This is a genomic window from Bacillus cereus group sp. RP43 (assembly GCF_040459645.1).
Classification (GTDB): Bacteria; Bacillota; Bacilli; order Bacillales; family Bacillaceae_G; genus Bacillus_A; species Bacillus_A mycoides_C.
In genome coordinates, this window is sequence record NZ_JARVHQ010000001.1 from 2,505,817 (window position 1) to 2,519,958 (window position 14,142).

Consider the following 14,142-nt stretch of genomic DNA (forward strand, 5'->3'; position numbering starts at 1 on the left):
ATATGAAGCGTATAGAGAACGGTACACGCACTGAAGGAGAATACATTAAAAATAAATTAATTCAATATAACATGTCTGTGCTGTCAGATGAAGTAAAACAGCCAATGGAACAAGTAAGTTTCGTAGTGAAAGATGAGGAAGGGAAAATCTTTGGTGGGGTAACAGGAATGATGTATTTTTATCATCTACACATCGATTTTTTATGGGTTGATGAATCAGTTCGCCATGATGGTTATGGCAGTCAACTGTTACATAAAATTGAAGACATTGCGAAGGAAAAAGGGTGTAGACTAATCATTCTAGATTCCTTTAGTTTCCAAGCACCTGAATTTTATAAAAAGCATGGTTATCGAGAGTTTGGGGTCGTTGAAGATCATCCTAAAGGATATAGTCAACATTTTTTAGAAAAGAGATTATAATAATATTATGTATACTAGCTGATGGGAGAAAGAAAATGTACACGTATAAATTACAGCATGAACAACCAATCTGTGTAGAAAAAATAAAGAGAATTTACGATTCTGTAGGTTGGTGGCCAGAAAGAAAAGAAGTCGATATTCAAAAAATGTTAAAGAATAGTATAGCAATAGGAGTATGGGAAGAAAGTGAATTAATTGGATTTGCTAGAGTTGTTACTGATGGTGTTTTTCGAGCGTATATTGAAGATGTTGTCGTACATGAAAGTGTAAGAAACAAGGGAATTGGTGAGAAGATGCTTACAATGTTACTTCAAGAGGTATCCCATATTGATATTGTTAGTCTATTTTGCGGAGAGAAACTAATAAAGTTTTATGGTGAACAGCAATTTCAAGCGACGAAGCAAATTGTGATGCATCGTAATCAAATAGTGAAAGAATAAGAGGTGCCAATTAGAATGAATGCAACAAGAGCATATTGTTTATCGAAAAAAAAAGCGACAGAAGATTCTCCAGATGGCTGGAGTGCAACATGTATGAGGCTCAATAATAAAATATTTGCGATAGTGAATCATGAAGAAGGCGAAAAAGCTGCGATTACATTAAAATGTGATCCAGAACTCTCTTTACGAATAAGAGAAGATTACCCAGAAACAATAATTCCTGGATATCATATGAATAAAAAGCATTGGAATACAGTGTATATACATAAGGATGTAGAACAAGAACAAATTAATAAAATGATAGATTGGTCGTATGATTTAGTACTACAATCGTTTTCAAAGAAAAAACAGCAAGAGTTATTGGATTAAATACAAAGTGAAGTCGACCATAAATAGCTAGTAAAATGATTATATTTTACTAGCTATTTGCAGTTTTACATTATATATTAGGGGATTTTGAAATGAATACCAAACGAAATAGATTACTATATGCACCGTTTACTATAGTTGTTATTATTTTAGGTCTTAGTTCAAGAAAGTTTGCTTTTGCGTTACCGGATTTGTTAAATGAGTACTTAGGTGATGCTTTATGGGCATTAATGATTTTCACTGGATTCGGATTTTTGTTTCCTAAAATAGAAACGAAGAAATTAGCTTTTATAAGTTTAATATTTTGCTACGGGATTGAAATTAGCCAATTGTACCATGTGGTATGGATTGATAGCATTCGTGCAACGACTTTAGGTGGACTCGTATTAGGTTATGGATTTTTATGGAGTGATTTAGTGGCTTACACAATTGGTGTTGGAGTAGGAATGTTTTGCGAGTTTATGTTACGGAAAAAATAGGAGATTTAAAAAAAGGGGATTTGTATATGGAGCATGCACTGGAAATTGCAAAGTTTTGGTTTCAAGATAAAGATGTCACAGCCACTGAAATTCAACCAAACGTAACGAAGATCCATTGTAATAAAAAAACGTATATTTTAAAGGAAAAGGGATTGATAAAACAGTTTCTAGTTGAACTAAATGTATTAGAACAGCTTGATGAAAAAGGAGCTAAAGTACAAAAATTAGTAAAAACGAGAAATGATGAAAGGTACGTATTTTATAAAGAGAAGAATTATTGTTTGTACGAATATGTTGCCGGAAGTGTACTAGAAATCAAAGATACAGAAAATCTAAAAGTGCTAGGAAGCACAATTGGAGAGGAAATAGCTAATTTACATCACGAACTAAATTCAGTGAATAGTGCTAACGAGTTAATAAAAAGAGAGTTATATAAAGTGGTATACGAATGGGCTTTACCGAATTTAGTAAAGAATGAGCATGTTCATCAGGATGTAATTCAAAAAATGGATCAAATACATACAACTTTTAAGGAAACGGTTCACTCATTACCGAAACAAATTATTCATCGCGATATGCACTTATCAAATGTAATCTTTAGAGAAAGTGATTTTCAAGGGTTTATCGATTTTGAGCTTCTAGAAGAAAACGTTAGAGTATTCGATTTATGCTATTGCTGTACAAGTATTTTAAGTGAGATATTTAGTGATGAAACATTAAGAAGGAAATGGTTACAAATTGTAAGTGAAATTTTTAGAGGATATTATAAGCAAAACATTTTAACGAGAGAAGAACTAAAATCAATTTGGTATGTAATGCTTTCAATTCAAGTTATATTTATTACTTATTTTGTTCAGTTAAAAGATGTACTAAAGTTAAATGAAGAGATGTTTTTATGGATTTTTGCTAATAAGGAAGATATTGAAGAATCTATAGAAAGAATCGTACTCATATGAAAAAAATTATATTAATTGGTTCTGGTGGTTCAGGAAAATCTACATTAGCAAGGCAGTTAGGTAATAAACTAAATATTAAGGTACATCATCTGGATGCTTTATTTTGGAAACCGAATTGGGAAGGTGTTCCGAAGGAGGAACAAAGAACAGTTCAAAATGACTTAATTAAAGAAGAAAAGTGGATTATTGATGGGAATTATGGCGGGACAATGGACATAAGAATTAACGCAGCTGATACAATTATCTTTCTTGATATTCATAGAACAATATGTGTTTATCGTGCTTTTAAAAGAATTGTGCAATATCGGAATAAAACAAGACCGGATATGGGCGCCAGATGTGAAGAAAGGTTTGACTTGCAATTTTTCAAATGGATATGGGAATACCCTAAGTCGAAAAGACCTGCAATTTTAAAAAGACTCGATCAATTCAATAAGGATAAAAGAATTATTATTTTAAAAACACCAAATGAGGTTCAACGATTCATAAAGGAAGTGCAGTAAGTATAAATTGGTGCATTAAAAACATTAAATTATGTTCCATTTTGAATGGAGGAATAATATTGAATGAAATAATTCGCTTGATTGATTCTTATATGGTAAAAATTCCAGCAGGGGAGATAGTTTTAAGAGACGATCGAATTAAAAGAGAATGGAAGGCCCAAATTAAGCCGTTTCTTCTTGCACAATATACTGTAACGATGGAATTATATTATACTGTTATAAATGAATCATCAAATTCTTTTCTAGGCAATCATAAACCCGTTGTTAATATTTCTTGGAATGCTGCGATTGCGTTTTGTAATTTACTTTCAAAAAAAGCGGGATTAAAAGAGTATTATTCTATTAGTGATGGCGGTCAAACGGTCAGTTGTAATTTAGATTCAAACGGCTACCGATTACCTTCTGAAGCAGAGTGGCAATATGCGTGTAAGGCAGGAACTACTGGATACATATATGGAGAGCTTAAAGAGATTGCTTGGTATAATGGAAACTCAGATGAACATGTTCATGAGGTCGGTAAAAAAGAACCGAATGCATGGGGATTATATGATATGTTAGGTAACGTTTGGGAGTGGTGTTATGATTTGTATGATGAAAAGGTGTATGGATCGTACCGAATTTTTCGAGGCGGTAGCTGGGCTGAGGAAGCGAGAGGGTGCGGTGCTACTTGCCGTCGTCGTAGCCATCCTACATTTCATATAGATGATCTTGGGTTTAGGCTCGCTAGGTCCATTTAGAAGAGATAGGAGTATGGGAAGTGCCTACACTCCTAATGACAACATAGAAATCATTTAACTTAAGGAGTGTTTACATTGGCACGTGTTTTATTCATTAATGCTGGATCAGAAGGTCATATTAATCCAACAATTAAAGTTGTAGAAGAACTTATTTCCCGCGGTGAAGATGTAGTTTATTTTTCAATAGAAGCTTTCAGGGAGCGTATTGAAAAAACTGGAGCTACTGTACGAACAATTGACGACCAAAAGTTTATAAAAGCTTTTCTTTCCGGTGGTCGAAATTATTTACCAGAAAGAATAAATGGTCTTTTACATACTGCAGATATTATTATACCGAGTGTTCTTGAACAAATTGAAGGAGAACATTTTGATTACATCATTCACGATTCTATGTTTGGCTGTGGACATCTAATTGCTCAAATTCTTAAACTCCCATCAATTAATTCGAGTACATCTTTTGCGCAGGATGAAAAATCATTTACAAGGATGTTAGAACATCTTTCGAAAAATATCTCAGAGGAATCTATTGGAAAAATAAAAAATGATTTTCAAAACTTAACAATAGGAATTAAAGAAAAATATGGTGTTGAAATCAAATCACCATATGAAGTTTTCTATAATCCTGCACCACTTACAATTGTTTATACAACTAGGGAGTTCCAACCTTTTGGAGAATCTTTTGATGAATCATATAAATTTGTAGGACCATCTATTTCTACACAATTAAGAAAAGAAAACTTCGATTTTACTGCAATCGAAGGAAAAAGTCCGATTTATATTTCACTAGGTACGGTTTTTAACGAGGCCATTACTTTCTATAAACTTTGTTTTAAAGCGTTTGAGAATACTGATTATACTATTGTTATGTCTATCGGTGAAAAGACTAAAATAAGTGATTTAGGTGAGATTCCTAAAAATTTCATTTTGAAAAATTATGTTCCACAAACTGAGGTGCTTACATATACAAAATTATTTATTACACACGGCGGTATGAACAGTACGCATGAAGGGCTATATAACGGTGTTCCGCTCATTGTAATTCCGCAAAGTGCAGATCAGCCAGTAATCGCGAATCAAGTGGAGAATCTCGGGGCGGGAGTCACATTACAAATGCAAGGGTTAACTGAGAGTCGACTACATGAAAGTGTGGATTTTGTGTTAGGTGAATCATCATTTAAAGAAGCTGCGCTGAATATGAAGGAATCTTTCCGAAAATCCGGTGGGGATAAGCAAGCTGCTGATGAGGTTTTCAAGTTTAAAAGTCAGTATGATATGTAATTTTAAATCTAAACGTAAATATGAGGGGGAATGTCTATATTACATGCTATAGGCATTTTTCTATTATATAAACGATTTCATGTTATATGAAGGAAGGGCATTATATGGAAAGAATAAAAAAGATTAAAGTGAATTTTGAGGATATGAGCGCAACACCATTTTTTCAAGTGCAAACAAATTACAGAATTAGGTTTGGTAAAGAGTCGATTGAAAATAATCTGAAACTATTACGAGAAATATTGGGTGAAATATTTAAAGAAAATGATAGAATCGATGTTTCATTTATTTCAGGTTATATAGCGTACGATAAGAGTAAGAGAACTTATGAAAAAACAAGGATAGGCAAGTTTGTTGAAATTCAAAATTGGAAAGAAACACAAATAACAGATGATGATCTTGAAAATACAGTAATATTTACTACGATAAAAGGTGTACATAAAGATGAAGTATACAAGTATTGCAAGTATGTCGTTAATGGTGGTCAGCAAGCGTATATTTCTTTTTATAACGATACTTATTTGTTATATATAAATTCAGATGTAATTGATATTATTTCAGCAGATGCAAGTTTAATAGAAAAATTAAAACTTCAATACAGAGAAGAATATGATAAGTTTTATGAAATAGAAGAATTAGAATAGGATACAGAAAAGGTGTTATATAAATCAATAATGCAGATTTATATAACACCTTTTCTTATGATAACACTTTCGTCATAAGAATATGTGCAATTCCATCTTCCATAAATACGTCGGAAGAAGTTTGATAGCCTAATTTTTCATAAAACCCTTCAGCTTGTGTTTGACCGTGTAGTTTAACTTTGTTTGCTTCTTTGTTACGAGCAATCTCTTCTAGTGCTTTGATTATTATTTTTCCTAATCCGTATTTGCGATAGTCTTTTAAAATACAAATTCTTTCTAGTTTACCCATTCCGTCCACAAAACGTATACGGCCAGTTCCTACAGGAAGTTCATTATAATAAACTAATATATGTTTGCATGTCTCACCAATTTGGTCAAATGCATCGAATTCATCTTCAAGGGGGACACCTTGTTCTTTTACAAATACTTCTTTTCGAAAGTGAAAGGCAGTTTCTAAATCAGTAAGTTCTGTTATGAGTTTGGATTGCAAATTGTTCAGCCCTTTCTAGTGTGATATGAATGTGTTTTCATAGTATATCATAATGTAATGCTATAAAAGAAAAAACTGACTTGCAAAAGTCAGTCTTTAAAATGGTTAATATTCTTTTATACCGTTTTTTGTTCCGATGATTGCTTTGCTCGTCATATTGATAAATAATCCAGTTTCAACTACACCAGTAATCATCTTTAACCCTGTATGTGTGTCATTTGGATTCAGTATTTTGTTTGGAAAAATACAATCAATAATTAAATTGCCGTTATCAGTTATAAATGGTCCGCCATCATTCATACGCAAATGTGTTTCGCATCCTAAAGATTGAATTCTCTTTTCAGTTTGCTTCCAAGAGAAGGGGATGATTTCAATAGGAAGTGGAAAGGCACCTAAGTGTGAAACGAGCTTAGATTCATCTGCAATAATAATAAGTTCTTTAGAGGAGACGGCAACAATTTTTTCGCGAAGTAACGCACCTCCGCCACCTTTTATTAATTGTAAATCATTATTGATTTCATCTGCACCATCGATGGTAAGATCGAGTATGTCGGCTTCATTTAAAGAGATTAACGGAATAGATAGTTGTTTAGCTAATACTTCAGTTTCTTTTGACGTCGGTACAGCTTGAATGGATAAACCTTCTTGCACACATTTCCCTAACTTTTGTATTGTCCAATATACAGTTGAACCCGTACCAAGTCCAACCTTCATTCCATCTTTTACAAAGCCAGCAGCATATTCACCGGCTAACTGTTTTAAATTCATCATTTTACTCCGCCGGGCGTGGTCCAGCATCTAAACCGGAACTTTCAACTGTAAGTATCGGGCGAACAGTAATATCTTTATGTACACGCATTTGGCACGATAATCGTAAGTGGTCTTCAATTCCTTTTTCCGTAATAGCTTGTTTTTCATCATTTGTAGCCTCACAAAAATCACCTGCAATGACTTCAACTCTACAAGTTGTACATCTTGCTTTGCCACCGCAACGATGAAGAATGTGTACACCGTTATCTTCAAGTGCTAATACTAATTTCGTTCCTTTTTTTATATCGAAAGTTCCGGTACCTTCCACTGTTAATTTTGGCAAATTGATTCCTCCTCATGTAAAATGCTATATAACATATTTATGACCCGTATTCATGAACATAAACATAAAATTAATTATAAGCCCCGTAACTTTTTTCTTTGTTCAATCGTTTAATAAGTAAGCGCTGAAAAGGAGTGGTTATTTTGTGCACAAAAGTAACTCAGGTTTTAAAGGATCATATTGATATGAATCATTCAAATATAAATTTTTTAATTGAACATTATGCAGAGGTAAAAAGATACTGTACGTTTTTGACGAAAAACAAATGGGATGGGGAAGACCTTGCCCAAGAAGCAATTTGCAAAGTTCTTCAAAAGTATAGTGAGAAGGAAATTTGTATAACGCTTCTGTATAAAATTGCTCGAAATCAATGGTTAGATCAAATGAAATCAAAATCCGTTCAAGAAAAGTTAGAACAGCAAAATACATTTGAAGAACCACATGGGAAAATTGCAGATTTGCATGAAATGGTAGGGAAAGTATTGTCTTCGTTAAATGTGCAACAATCTGTAATTTTATTATTGAAGGATGTTTTTCAGTATAGTATCGCGGATATTGCTAAAGTGTGTTCGGTATCAGAAGGTGCAGTGAAAGCATCGTTATTTAGGAGTAGAAATAGGCTGAAAACTGTAAGTGAAGAGGGTATTGAAATAGTGGAGTACACGGATGATATTGAAATCGTTGTAACTTCTATTCGTGAAGAAAGACCTGAATTGTTGACGAAACTTCTCTCAACAATAGATTTCACTAAGTTACCATCAATACAACCGGTGTTATTATTCAGTATGAAAAAGCCTTCTTCTTATAGTTGTATGCTTAGTGCGGCATAAAATAGATGGAGGGATTTAATATGAATGCAATTCCTTACGTAGTTGAACAAACGAAATTAGGAGAACGCTCCTATGATATATACTCAAGGTTATTAAAAGACCGAATTATTATGATTGGTTCAGAAATTAACGATCAAGTTGCAAGCAGTGTAGTAGCACAATTATTATTTTTAGAAGCGGAAGATGCAGAAAAAGATATATTCCTTTATATCAATAGTCCTGGCGGCTCAACTACAGCAGGATTTGCAATATTAGATACGATGAACCTTATTAAACCAGATGTGCAAACGCTTTGCATGGGCTTTGCAGCATCATTTGGTGCACTTTTACTATTAGCTGGCGCAAAGGGAAAAAGATTTGCGCTCCCTAATAGTGAAATCATGATTCATCAACCGCTCGGCGGTGTAAAAGGGCAAGCAACGGAGATTGAAATTACAGCAAAAAGAATATTAAAGTTAAAATATGATATTAACAAAATCATATCTGATCGAACAGGGCAACCAGTAGAAAAGGTAGCTCATGATACAGAAAGAGATTATTTTATGACGGCAGTAGAAGCGAAGGAATATGGAATTGTTGATGCAGTTATTGAGAAAAAATAACATGAAACAGGCTAGAGAATATGATAAATTCCCTAGCCTGTTTTTGTCATTCTTTTATCCATTCATCAACTAAAGCTTGATTCTTTTTAATCCATTTTCGCGCGGCTTCTTCCGGATCTTTCGTTTTATTTAGCATAACCATTAAAGTACCAAGCTGTTCATCGTTCATTTTCCATTTATCAAAGTATTTCACAATATCCGGATGATCATTTTCGAAACCTTTGCGAACTGAGTAATAAATATCATCTTTTTCACCATATACTTTCTTAGGGTCTTTTAAATATTTTAAGTCAAATTCTGAAAAACCCCAATGTGGATTCCAAAGCGTAACAGCGATTGGTTTCTTTTTCGTATATGCCTTCTTTAGTTCGCTCATCATCGCAGCTTCTGAAGATTGGACAAGTTTTAGTTTTATATCATATTCCTTCATTGCTTTATTCGTTAAATTCATTAGGCTACTACCAGGTTCAATCCCAACAATTTTATTATCTAGCTCATCTTTATGTGCATTTAAATCTTCAATACTGTTAACGTTTTTCACATAAGAAGGGACGACTAAACCAAGCCCGGTACCTTCATACCATTTTGATTTTAAGACGAAGTCATCTTTGTAACGGGCATTTAATGGTTTATCCGTAACAGGAAGCCATACTTCTAGATTCGCATCAACATCACCACGTGCGACGCCAGTCCATATCGCAGCTTTTTCTAAATACATGAGTTCAACTTTATAGCCTTTTTCTTCTAATAAAACTTTCCACATATTTGCGGTTGCGATATTTTCTTTCCAACTTGTTACACCAAGTTTAATTTTTCCTTTCGAATTTGCATTTGTTGCATTACAAGAAGTGAAAATCATACTAATAAATAGTAACAGACTTATAATCCATATTTTTTTTCGCATTCAAAACCTCCTGTGAAGCTTTTGCTTTTTATAAATTAATCTATAAGTGAACCTTCTTATTATGAACGGAAACAAGAATTTTTAAAGAAATCTTATATATGTCATTTTTATGTAATATTTCTCTGTAAAATCGCAACACTATGTAAATAGATGGGTAGAAAAGGAGTAGTGACATGGATAATACAAAGGTACGTGTTGAAAATGTAACAAAAGTCTTTGGGAAACATCCGCAACGAGCGCTTACCTTATTAAAAGAAGGAAAAAGCAAATCCGAAATTTTAAAGGAGACAGGAATGAACGTTGGTGTGAAAAAGGCAACGTTTGAAGTATACACTGGAGAAATTTTCGTTATTATGGGTTTGTCTGGTAGTGGGAAATCTACATTGGTTCGAATGTTAAATCAATTAATTAAACCGACAGCGGGGCATATATACATAGATGGTGAAGATATCGCGACGATGGGAAAAGAAGAGTTACGAAGAGTAAGAAGAACGAAGATGAGCATGGTGTTTCAAAAGTTCGCTTTATTTCCGCACCGTACAGTGATACAAAACGTTGCGTACGGGTTAGAAATTCAAGGAGTTCCAGTAGAAGAACGAGAAAATAAAGCGTTAGAATCGCTACAGTTAGTAGGACTTGATCATCATAAAGATAATTATCCAAGTCAACTTAGTGGCGGGATGCAACAACGAGTTGGTATTGCAAGAGCGCTTACGAATGACCCAGATGTTTTACTCATGGATGAATCATTTAGTGCATTAGACCCGCTTATTCGAAAAGAAATGCAAGATGAATTATTAGAGCTACAAGACAAAATGGAGAAAACAATTATTTTTATTACACATGATTTAGATGAAGCTCTTCGAATTGGTGATCGTATTGCATTAATGAAAGATGGAGAAATTGTCCAAATTGGAACACCGGAAGAAATTATGATGAGCCCTGCAAATGAATTTGTAGAGAAATTCGTTGCGGATGTGAATTTAGGAAAAGTAATTACGGCAGAATCTATTTTAAAAAGACCAGAAACGTTATTGATCGATCGTGGACCTCGCGTAGCACTTCAAATTATGAGGAATGCGGGTGTTTCTACAGTATATGTTGTAAACAAAAAGTATGAGTTTTTAGGTATATTAACCGCAGATGATGCAAGTAAAGCAGTACAAAAACAGTGGCCAATTGCTGATTTATTACTTAACGATATTCCGCACGTATATTTAGATACATTACTGGAAGAAACGTATGCAAAAATGGCGGAGATGAAATATCCATTACCCGTAATTGATGAAAAGAAAAGGTTAAGAGGAATTATTAAACGTGAAAGTGTCATTCAAGCTCTTGCAGGAAACATCGAGGAAGAGGTGAAAGACGATGAATAATATTCCGCGCATTCCGTTAGGTGAATGGGTCGATTCATTTGTTGCGAGTTTATATGAGAACTTTGAAGGCTTGTTCCGAGGGTTTTCTTATATTATCGGTGGATTCGTTGATTTGCTCACTAATTTTTTAATAATAATACCAGCTATATTGATGATTATTATCTTATGTTTCCTCATTTGGTACACAACGAGAAAATTATCTTTAGTCATTTTTACGCTCATCGGATTATTATTTATTTTAAATATTAACTACTGGGCACAAACGATGCAAACATTAGCACTCGTACTTACTTCCGTTATTATTTCAATCATTGTCGGAATTCCAATTGGTATATTAGCATCGCAAAATGAACGTTTCTCAAAATTTTTAAAACCGACATTAGACTTTATGCAAACGATGCCCGCATTCGTATATCTCATTCCCGCAATTACATTTTTCGGAGTAGGTGTAGTACCTGGAATTATTGCATCAGTAATCTTTGCTATGCCACCGACAATCAGATTTACAGACTTAGGAATTAGACAAGTTCCAGAAGACTTAATTGAAGCTGCGAATGCGTTTGGTTCTACCGCATCACAAAAATTATTTAAAGTACAATTACCGCTCGCAACCGGAACAATCATGGCTGGCGTGAATCAAAGTATTATGCTTTCGTTATCAATGGTTGTAACGGCTTCACTTGTAGGGGCACCAGGACTTGGAGTCGATGTATATCGCTCAGTTACACAAGTAAATATCGGAATGGGATTTGAAGCTGGAATAGCTATCGTCGTCATTGCGATTATATTAGACCGAATTACACAAGGGTTTCATACAAAAAGAAAATAATGCAAAAAACACACTTTATACTCCAAAGTGTGTTTTTTGCATTTGAATTACATACGTACAATAACAGAACCTCCAGCTGGTGCACAAACTTGGTTTTGCTGTTGTTCCATTGATTTTATTAAATGATTGTTTTCTTCGATTAAAGAGATCAATTTAGCTAATTGGCTTTCAAGGCTTGCGATGCGCTGCATCATATATTGCGAATCATAATGCAGTGTATTTCTTACGGGATGGGGGGAGTAAGCATATTGTTGATTTATATTTGGATTCCAATGAGGATGCATTTGAATCGTTCCTCCTTCAATGAATTACTGATCTTTCTTATAGTAAATGCCCATGTATATGTAATGGTGACTTGAAAATCCTTTCAAATGAAGAGGATTATGTAGGGGGAATGGAAAAGTAATATATTTAAAGTTTAAAGTACATTTTTTGGAAATATTCAAGAGGAATAGCGAATATATTATAATATCAATACATTTATGTAAATGGATATTATATAAGGAGAAATGATGAGAGGAGATACAATTTTGTCTAAAAATAAAAAAAAAATGATGCAATGACAATTGGTGTCGCTATAGGTGTTGTAATCGGCGTAATTCCTGGTGTATTTACTGATAATATAGCAATCGGAATAGCGATTGGGATTATAATTGGTATCGGGATTACAGTTTTGAAGAAATAATGAGTTGCAAATTTAAAATATGAAATTTGATTGAATCGTATATATGATTTTAATGGAATTGTAAAGTTAAGTGAGTGAATTTTCGGAATATAAAACCTATTTTTCCTTTTTTTATGATATTATATATGAAAAGGATGGTGATGGATATGCCAATAAACAAGCAAGCAGAACAAAACTGCTTTATTTGCGAAAAACATAAAGGAAACATTATAGTTCCAGGTGGTGCTATTTATGAAGATGCTCTCATATACGTTGGGCATGTCCATTGGGATAAAGAAGAAACATATCTTGGTTATGTAATGATTGATATAAAAAGACATGTACCTGGTCTCGCTGAATTAACTGAAAATGAGGCAAAAGCATTCGGGCTGATAACAAGTAGAGTAAGTAAAGCGCTAAAAGAATGCGAAGGTGCAGAACATATTTATACTTTCGTTTCAGGAAATGGTGTACCACATATGCATATGCACATTATACCGCGTTATCCAAATACACCAAAAGAGTTTTGGTCACCGACTGAAGTAGCAAATTGGACTGGTGCACCACATGGAGATTCAGAGAAAATTAAAAAACTATGCGAAAGAATACGAAAGTATATGGTAAATGAGTATGCATACAACAAATAATACACAATATTCATGGGTTGGAAGTAGGGAAATGTGTTTAGACGAAGTTTCAGTAAAGCAATATGGTGATATCGTACTTGGTAAATACGGCGGGAATATAAGTGCCGGAGCAAAAAAGAATGAAGACGGTGCATTAGTTTGGTCGAATGGTGATTGGGAATTCACCGTTATATTAGACGGACATAATAGTGCAGAAAGTGTTGATTTAGTAGTAAATACAATCCAAAAAGAATATGAAAATATAAAAGCGATTATGAAAGAATCAATTGAAACCGTATTTCGATCTGTTGAAAATTATATACTTATGATTTTTCAATCCCTCTCATTTAAAGAAAAGTGCGAAAAAGTAAAAGGTGAAACTGCTTGCTTAATATGCGTAAGAAAAGAAAATTACATATGGTGGCTTTCGATAGGTGATTGCTTGGTTTATGTATTTCATGAAGAATTACATAAATTAGGACAATATACATTGAATCAACGCCACTTTTACGAATGGATTGGAAATGTAAACACATTTGATTTACCCGTTCCTTGCTATTCTTCAGGAATTCGTGAATTACGTACTGGAAAGAATCGAATTGTAATGGTGACAGATGGGGTATTAGAATGCGGGGAACGCTGTTATGAAACACCATTAAATCTTTATAATGATATGAATGGAAATAATATTGGGCTAAAAGAAAATATTCATAATGTGTTAGAACACGTTCATCATCAATTAGGACGAGATAGTGCTACCATTATTAGTTGGGATTATGAAAATGATGCATATGCTACGTATCCGAGTGATCAGCCGGAGAAAATTAAAGTAAAAAAATAAAAAGGAGGGATTTTCTGTCAATTACAAAAATAGCTTTATTAATTTTATGGGTGCTATCTTTA

20 protein-coding genes and 1 pseudogene are annotated in these 14,142 nt (G+C 33.6%); 16 read left to right on the forward strand and 5 right to left on the reverse strand.

What is annotated here, in order from left to right; translation table 11 throughout:
- Nucleotides 1–2 precede the first annotated feature (2 nt).
- The 9 genes from QCI75_RS13235 to QCI75_RS13275 all read left to right on the forward strand — a co-directional run bounded on the left by QCI75_RS13235 (nt 3) and on the right by QCI75_RS13275 (nt 5,822).
- Nucleotides 3–419, forward strand: a complete 417-nt coding sequence (locus QCI75_RS13235; protein WP_144507772.1) for a GNAT family N-acetyltransferase — start codon at nt 3–5, stop codon at nt 417–419.
- A gap of 35 nt (nt 420–454) precedes the next feature.
- Nucleotides 455–859, forward strand: a complete 405-nt coding sequence (locus QCI75_RS13240; RefSeq protein ID WP_144507770.1) for a GNAT family N-acetyltransferase — start codon at nt 455–457, stop codon at nt 857–859.
- A gap of 15 nt (nt 860–874) precedes the next feature.
- A complete protein-coding gene (locus QCI75_RS13245) occupies nt 875–1,228 on the forward strand; it encodes an MmcQ/YjbR family DNA-binding protein (protein ID WP_144507768.1) in 354 nt (117 codons plus the stop codon).
- A 92-nt stretch (nt 1,229–1,320) separates the two neighbouring features.
- A complete protein-coding gene (locus QCI75_RS13250; protein WP_353760633.1) occupies nt 1,321–1,707 on the forward strand; it encodes a ribosomal maturation YjgA family protein in 387 nt (128 codons plus the stop codon).
- A 26-nt stretch (nt 1,708–1,733) separates the two neighbouring features.
- Nucleotides 1,734–2,663 carry a phosphotransferase enzyme family protein gene (locus QCI75_RS13255; protein WP_353760634.1) on the forward strand — a complete coding sequence of 310 codons (930 nt, stop codon included), beginning with the start codon at nt 1,734–1,736 and terminating at the stop codon, nt 2,661–2,663.
- Complete coding sequence (locus tag QCI75_RS13260; protein WP_353760635.1) at nt 2,660–3,166, forward strand: DNA topology modulation protein; 507 nt, start codon at nt 2,660–2,662, stop codon at nt 3,164–3,166. Before QCI75_RS13255 ends, QCI75_RS13260 begins: the two co-directional genes overlap by 4 nt.
- Before the next feature lie 59 nt (nt 3,167–3,225).
- A complete protein-coding gene (locus QCI75_RS13265; RefSeq protein WP_353760636.1) occupies nt 3,226–3,903 on the forward strand; it encodes a formylglycine-generating enzyme family protein in 678 nt (225 codons plus the stop codon).
- Between the two features lie 75 nt (nt 3,904–3,978).
- The gene (locus QCI75_RS13270; RefSeq protein WP_353760637.1) at nt 3,979–5,181 is read left to right on the forward strand and encodes a macrolide family glycosyltransferase; all 1,203 of its coding nucleotides are present in this window, start codon (nt 3,979–3,981) and stop codon (nt 5,179–5,181) included.
- A gap of 104 nt (nt 5,182–5,285) precedes the next feature.
- Nucleotides 5,286–5,822, forward strand: a complete 537-nt coding sequence (locus QCI75_RS13275; protein WP_353760638.1) for a phosphatase — start codon at nt 5,286–5,288, stop codon at nt 5,820–5,822.
- A gap of 55 nt (nt 5,823–5,877) precedes the next feature.
- Here the strand turns inward: QCI75_RS13275 and QCI75_RS13280 are convergent, their stop codons facing one another.
- From QCI75_RS13280 to QCI75_RS13290, 3 genes are all read right to left on the reverse strand, one after another.
- The gene (locus QCI75_RS13280) at nt 5,878–6,312 is read right to left on the reverse strand and encodes a GNAT family N-acetyltransferase (protein WP_353760639.1); all 435 of its coding nucleotides are present in this window, start codon (nt 6,310–6,312) and stop codon (nt 5,878–5,880) included.
- A gap of 105 nt (nt 6,313–6,417) precedes the next feature.
- The gene (gene rpiA, locus QCI75_RS13285; protein WP_144508606.1) at nt 6,418–7,080 is read right to left on the reverse strand and encodes a ribose 5-phosphate isomerase A; all 663 of its coding nucleotides are present in this window, start codon (nt 7,078–7,080) and stop codon (nt 6,418–6,420) included.
- A gap of 4 nt (nt 7,081–7,084) precedes the next feature.
- A complete protein-coding gene (locus tag QCI75_RS13290) occupies nt 7,085–7,405 on the reverse strand; it encodes a 2Fe-2S iron-sulfur cluster-binding protein (RefSeq protein WP_085311523.1) in 321 nt (106 codons plus the stop codon).
- Nucleotides 7,406–7,548: 143 nt separating this feature from the next.
- Here QCI75_RS13290 and QCI75_RS13295 point away from each other — a divergent pair, with 143 nt between their 5' ends.
- Nucleotides 7,549–8,235, forward strand: a complete 687-nt coding sequence (locus QCI75_RS13295) for an RNA polymerase subunit sigma-70 (RefSeq protein ID WP_144508599.1) — start codon at nt 7,549–7,551, stop codon at nt 8,233–8,235.
- 20 nt (nt 8,236–8,255) lie between these two features.
- Nucleotides 8,256–8,837: an ATP-dependent Clp endopeptidase proteolytic subunit ClpP gene (gene clpP / locus QCI75_RS13300; RefSeq protein ID WP_353760640.1), complete on the forward strand. Its 582-nt coding sequence runs from the start codon at nt 8,256–8,258 to the stop codon at nt 8,835–8,837.
- A 46-nt stretch (nt 8,838–8,883) separates the two neighbouring features.
- On the opposite strand, the gene QCI75_RS13305 is transcribed toward clpP, so the two are convergent.
- Complete coding sequence (locus QCI75_RS13305; protein ID WP_144508598.1) at nt 8,884–9,741, reverse strand: glycine betaine ABC transporter substrate-binding protein; 858 nt, start codon at nt 9,739–9,741, stop codon at nt 8,884–8,886.
- Between the two features lie 173 nt (nt 9,742–9,914).
- Between QCI75_RS13305 and QCI75_RS13310 the strand changes: the two genes are divergently transcribed.
- A complete protein-coding gene (locus QCI75_RS13310) occupies nt 9,915–11,120 on the forward strand; it encodes a quaternary amine ABC transporter ATP-binding protein (RefSeq protein ID WP_000370621.1) in 1,206 nt (401 codons plus the stop codon).
- On the forward strand, nt 11,113–11,949 hold the full coding sequence (locus QCI75_RS13315) for an ABC transporter permease (protein WP_353760641.1): 837 nt from the start codon (nt 11,113–11,115) through the stop codon (nt 11,947–11,949). Before QCI75_RS13310 ends, QCI75_RS13315 begins: the two co-directional genes overlap by 8 nt.
- 47 nt (nt 11,950–11,996) lie before the next feature.
- On the opposite strand, the gene QCI75_RS13320 is transcribed toward QCI75_RS13315, so the two are convergent.
- Nucleotides 11,997–12,233 carry a hypothetical protein gene (locus tag QCI75_RS13320; RefSeq protein WP_144508920.1) on the reverse strand — a complete coding sequence of 79 codons (237 nt, stop codon included), beginning with the start codon at nt 12,231–12,233 and terminating at the stop codon, nt 11,997–11,999.
- A 228-nt stretch (nt 12,234–12,461) separates the two neighbouring features.
- On the opposite strand from QCI75_RS13320, the pseudogene QCI75_RS13325 reads away from it, so the two are divergent.
- The 3 genes and pseudogenes from QCI75_RS13325 to QCI75_RS13335 all read left to right on the forward strand — a co-directional run bounded on the left by QCI75_RS13325 (nt 12,462) and on the right by QCI75_RS13335 (nt 14,080).
- Nucleotides 12,462–12,634, forward strand: a pseudogene (locus tag QCI75_RS13325) (glycine zipper domain-containing protein).
- A gap of 134 nt (nt 12,635–12,768) precedes the next feature.
- On the forward strand, nt 12,769–13,260 hold the full coding sequence (locus QCI75_RS13330; protein WP_070170223.1) for an HIT family protein: 492 nt from the start codon (nt 12,769–12,771) through the stop codon (nt 13,258–13,260).
- The gene (locus tag QCI75_RS13335) at nt 13,244–14,080 is read left to right on the forward strand and encodes a PP2C family serine/threonine-protein phosphatase (protein WP_353760643.1); all 837 of its coding nucleotides are present in this window, start codon (nt 13,244–13,246) and stop codon (nt 14,078–14,080) included. The genes QCI75_RS13330 and QCI75_RS13335 overlap by 17 nt, the downstream gene beginning before the upstream one ends.
- The last annotated feature ends 62 nt before the right edge of the window (nt 14,081–14,142 follow it).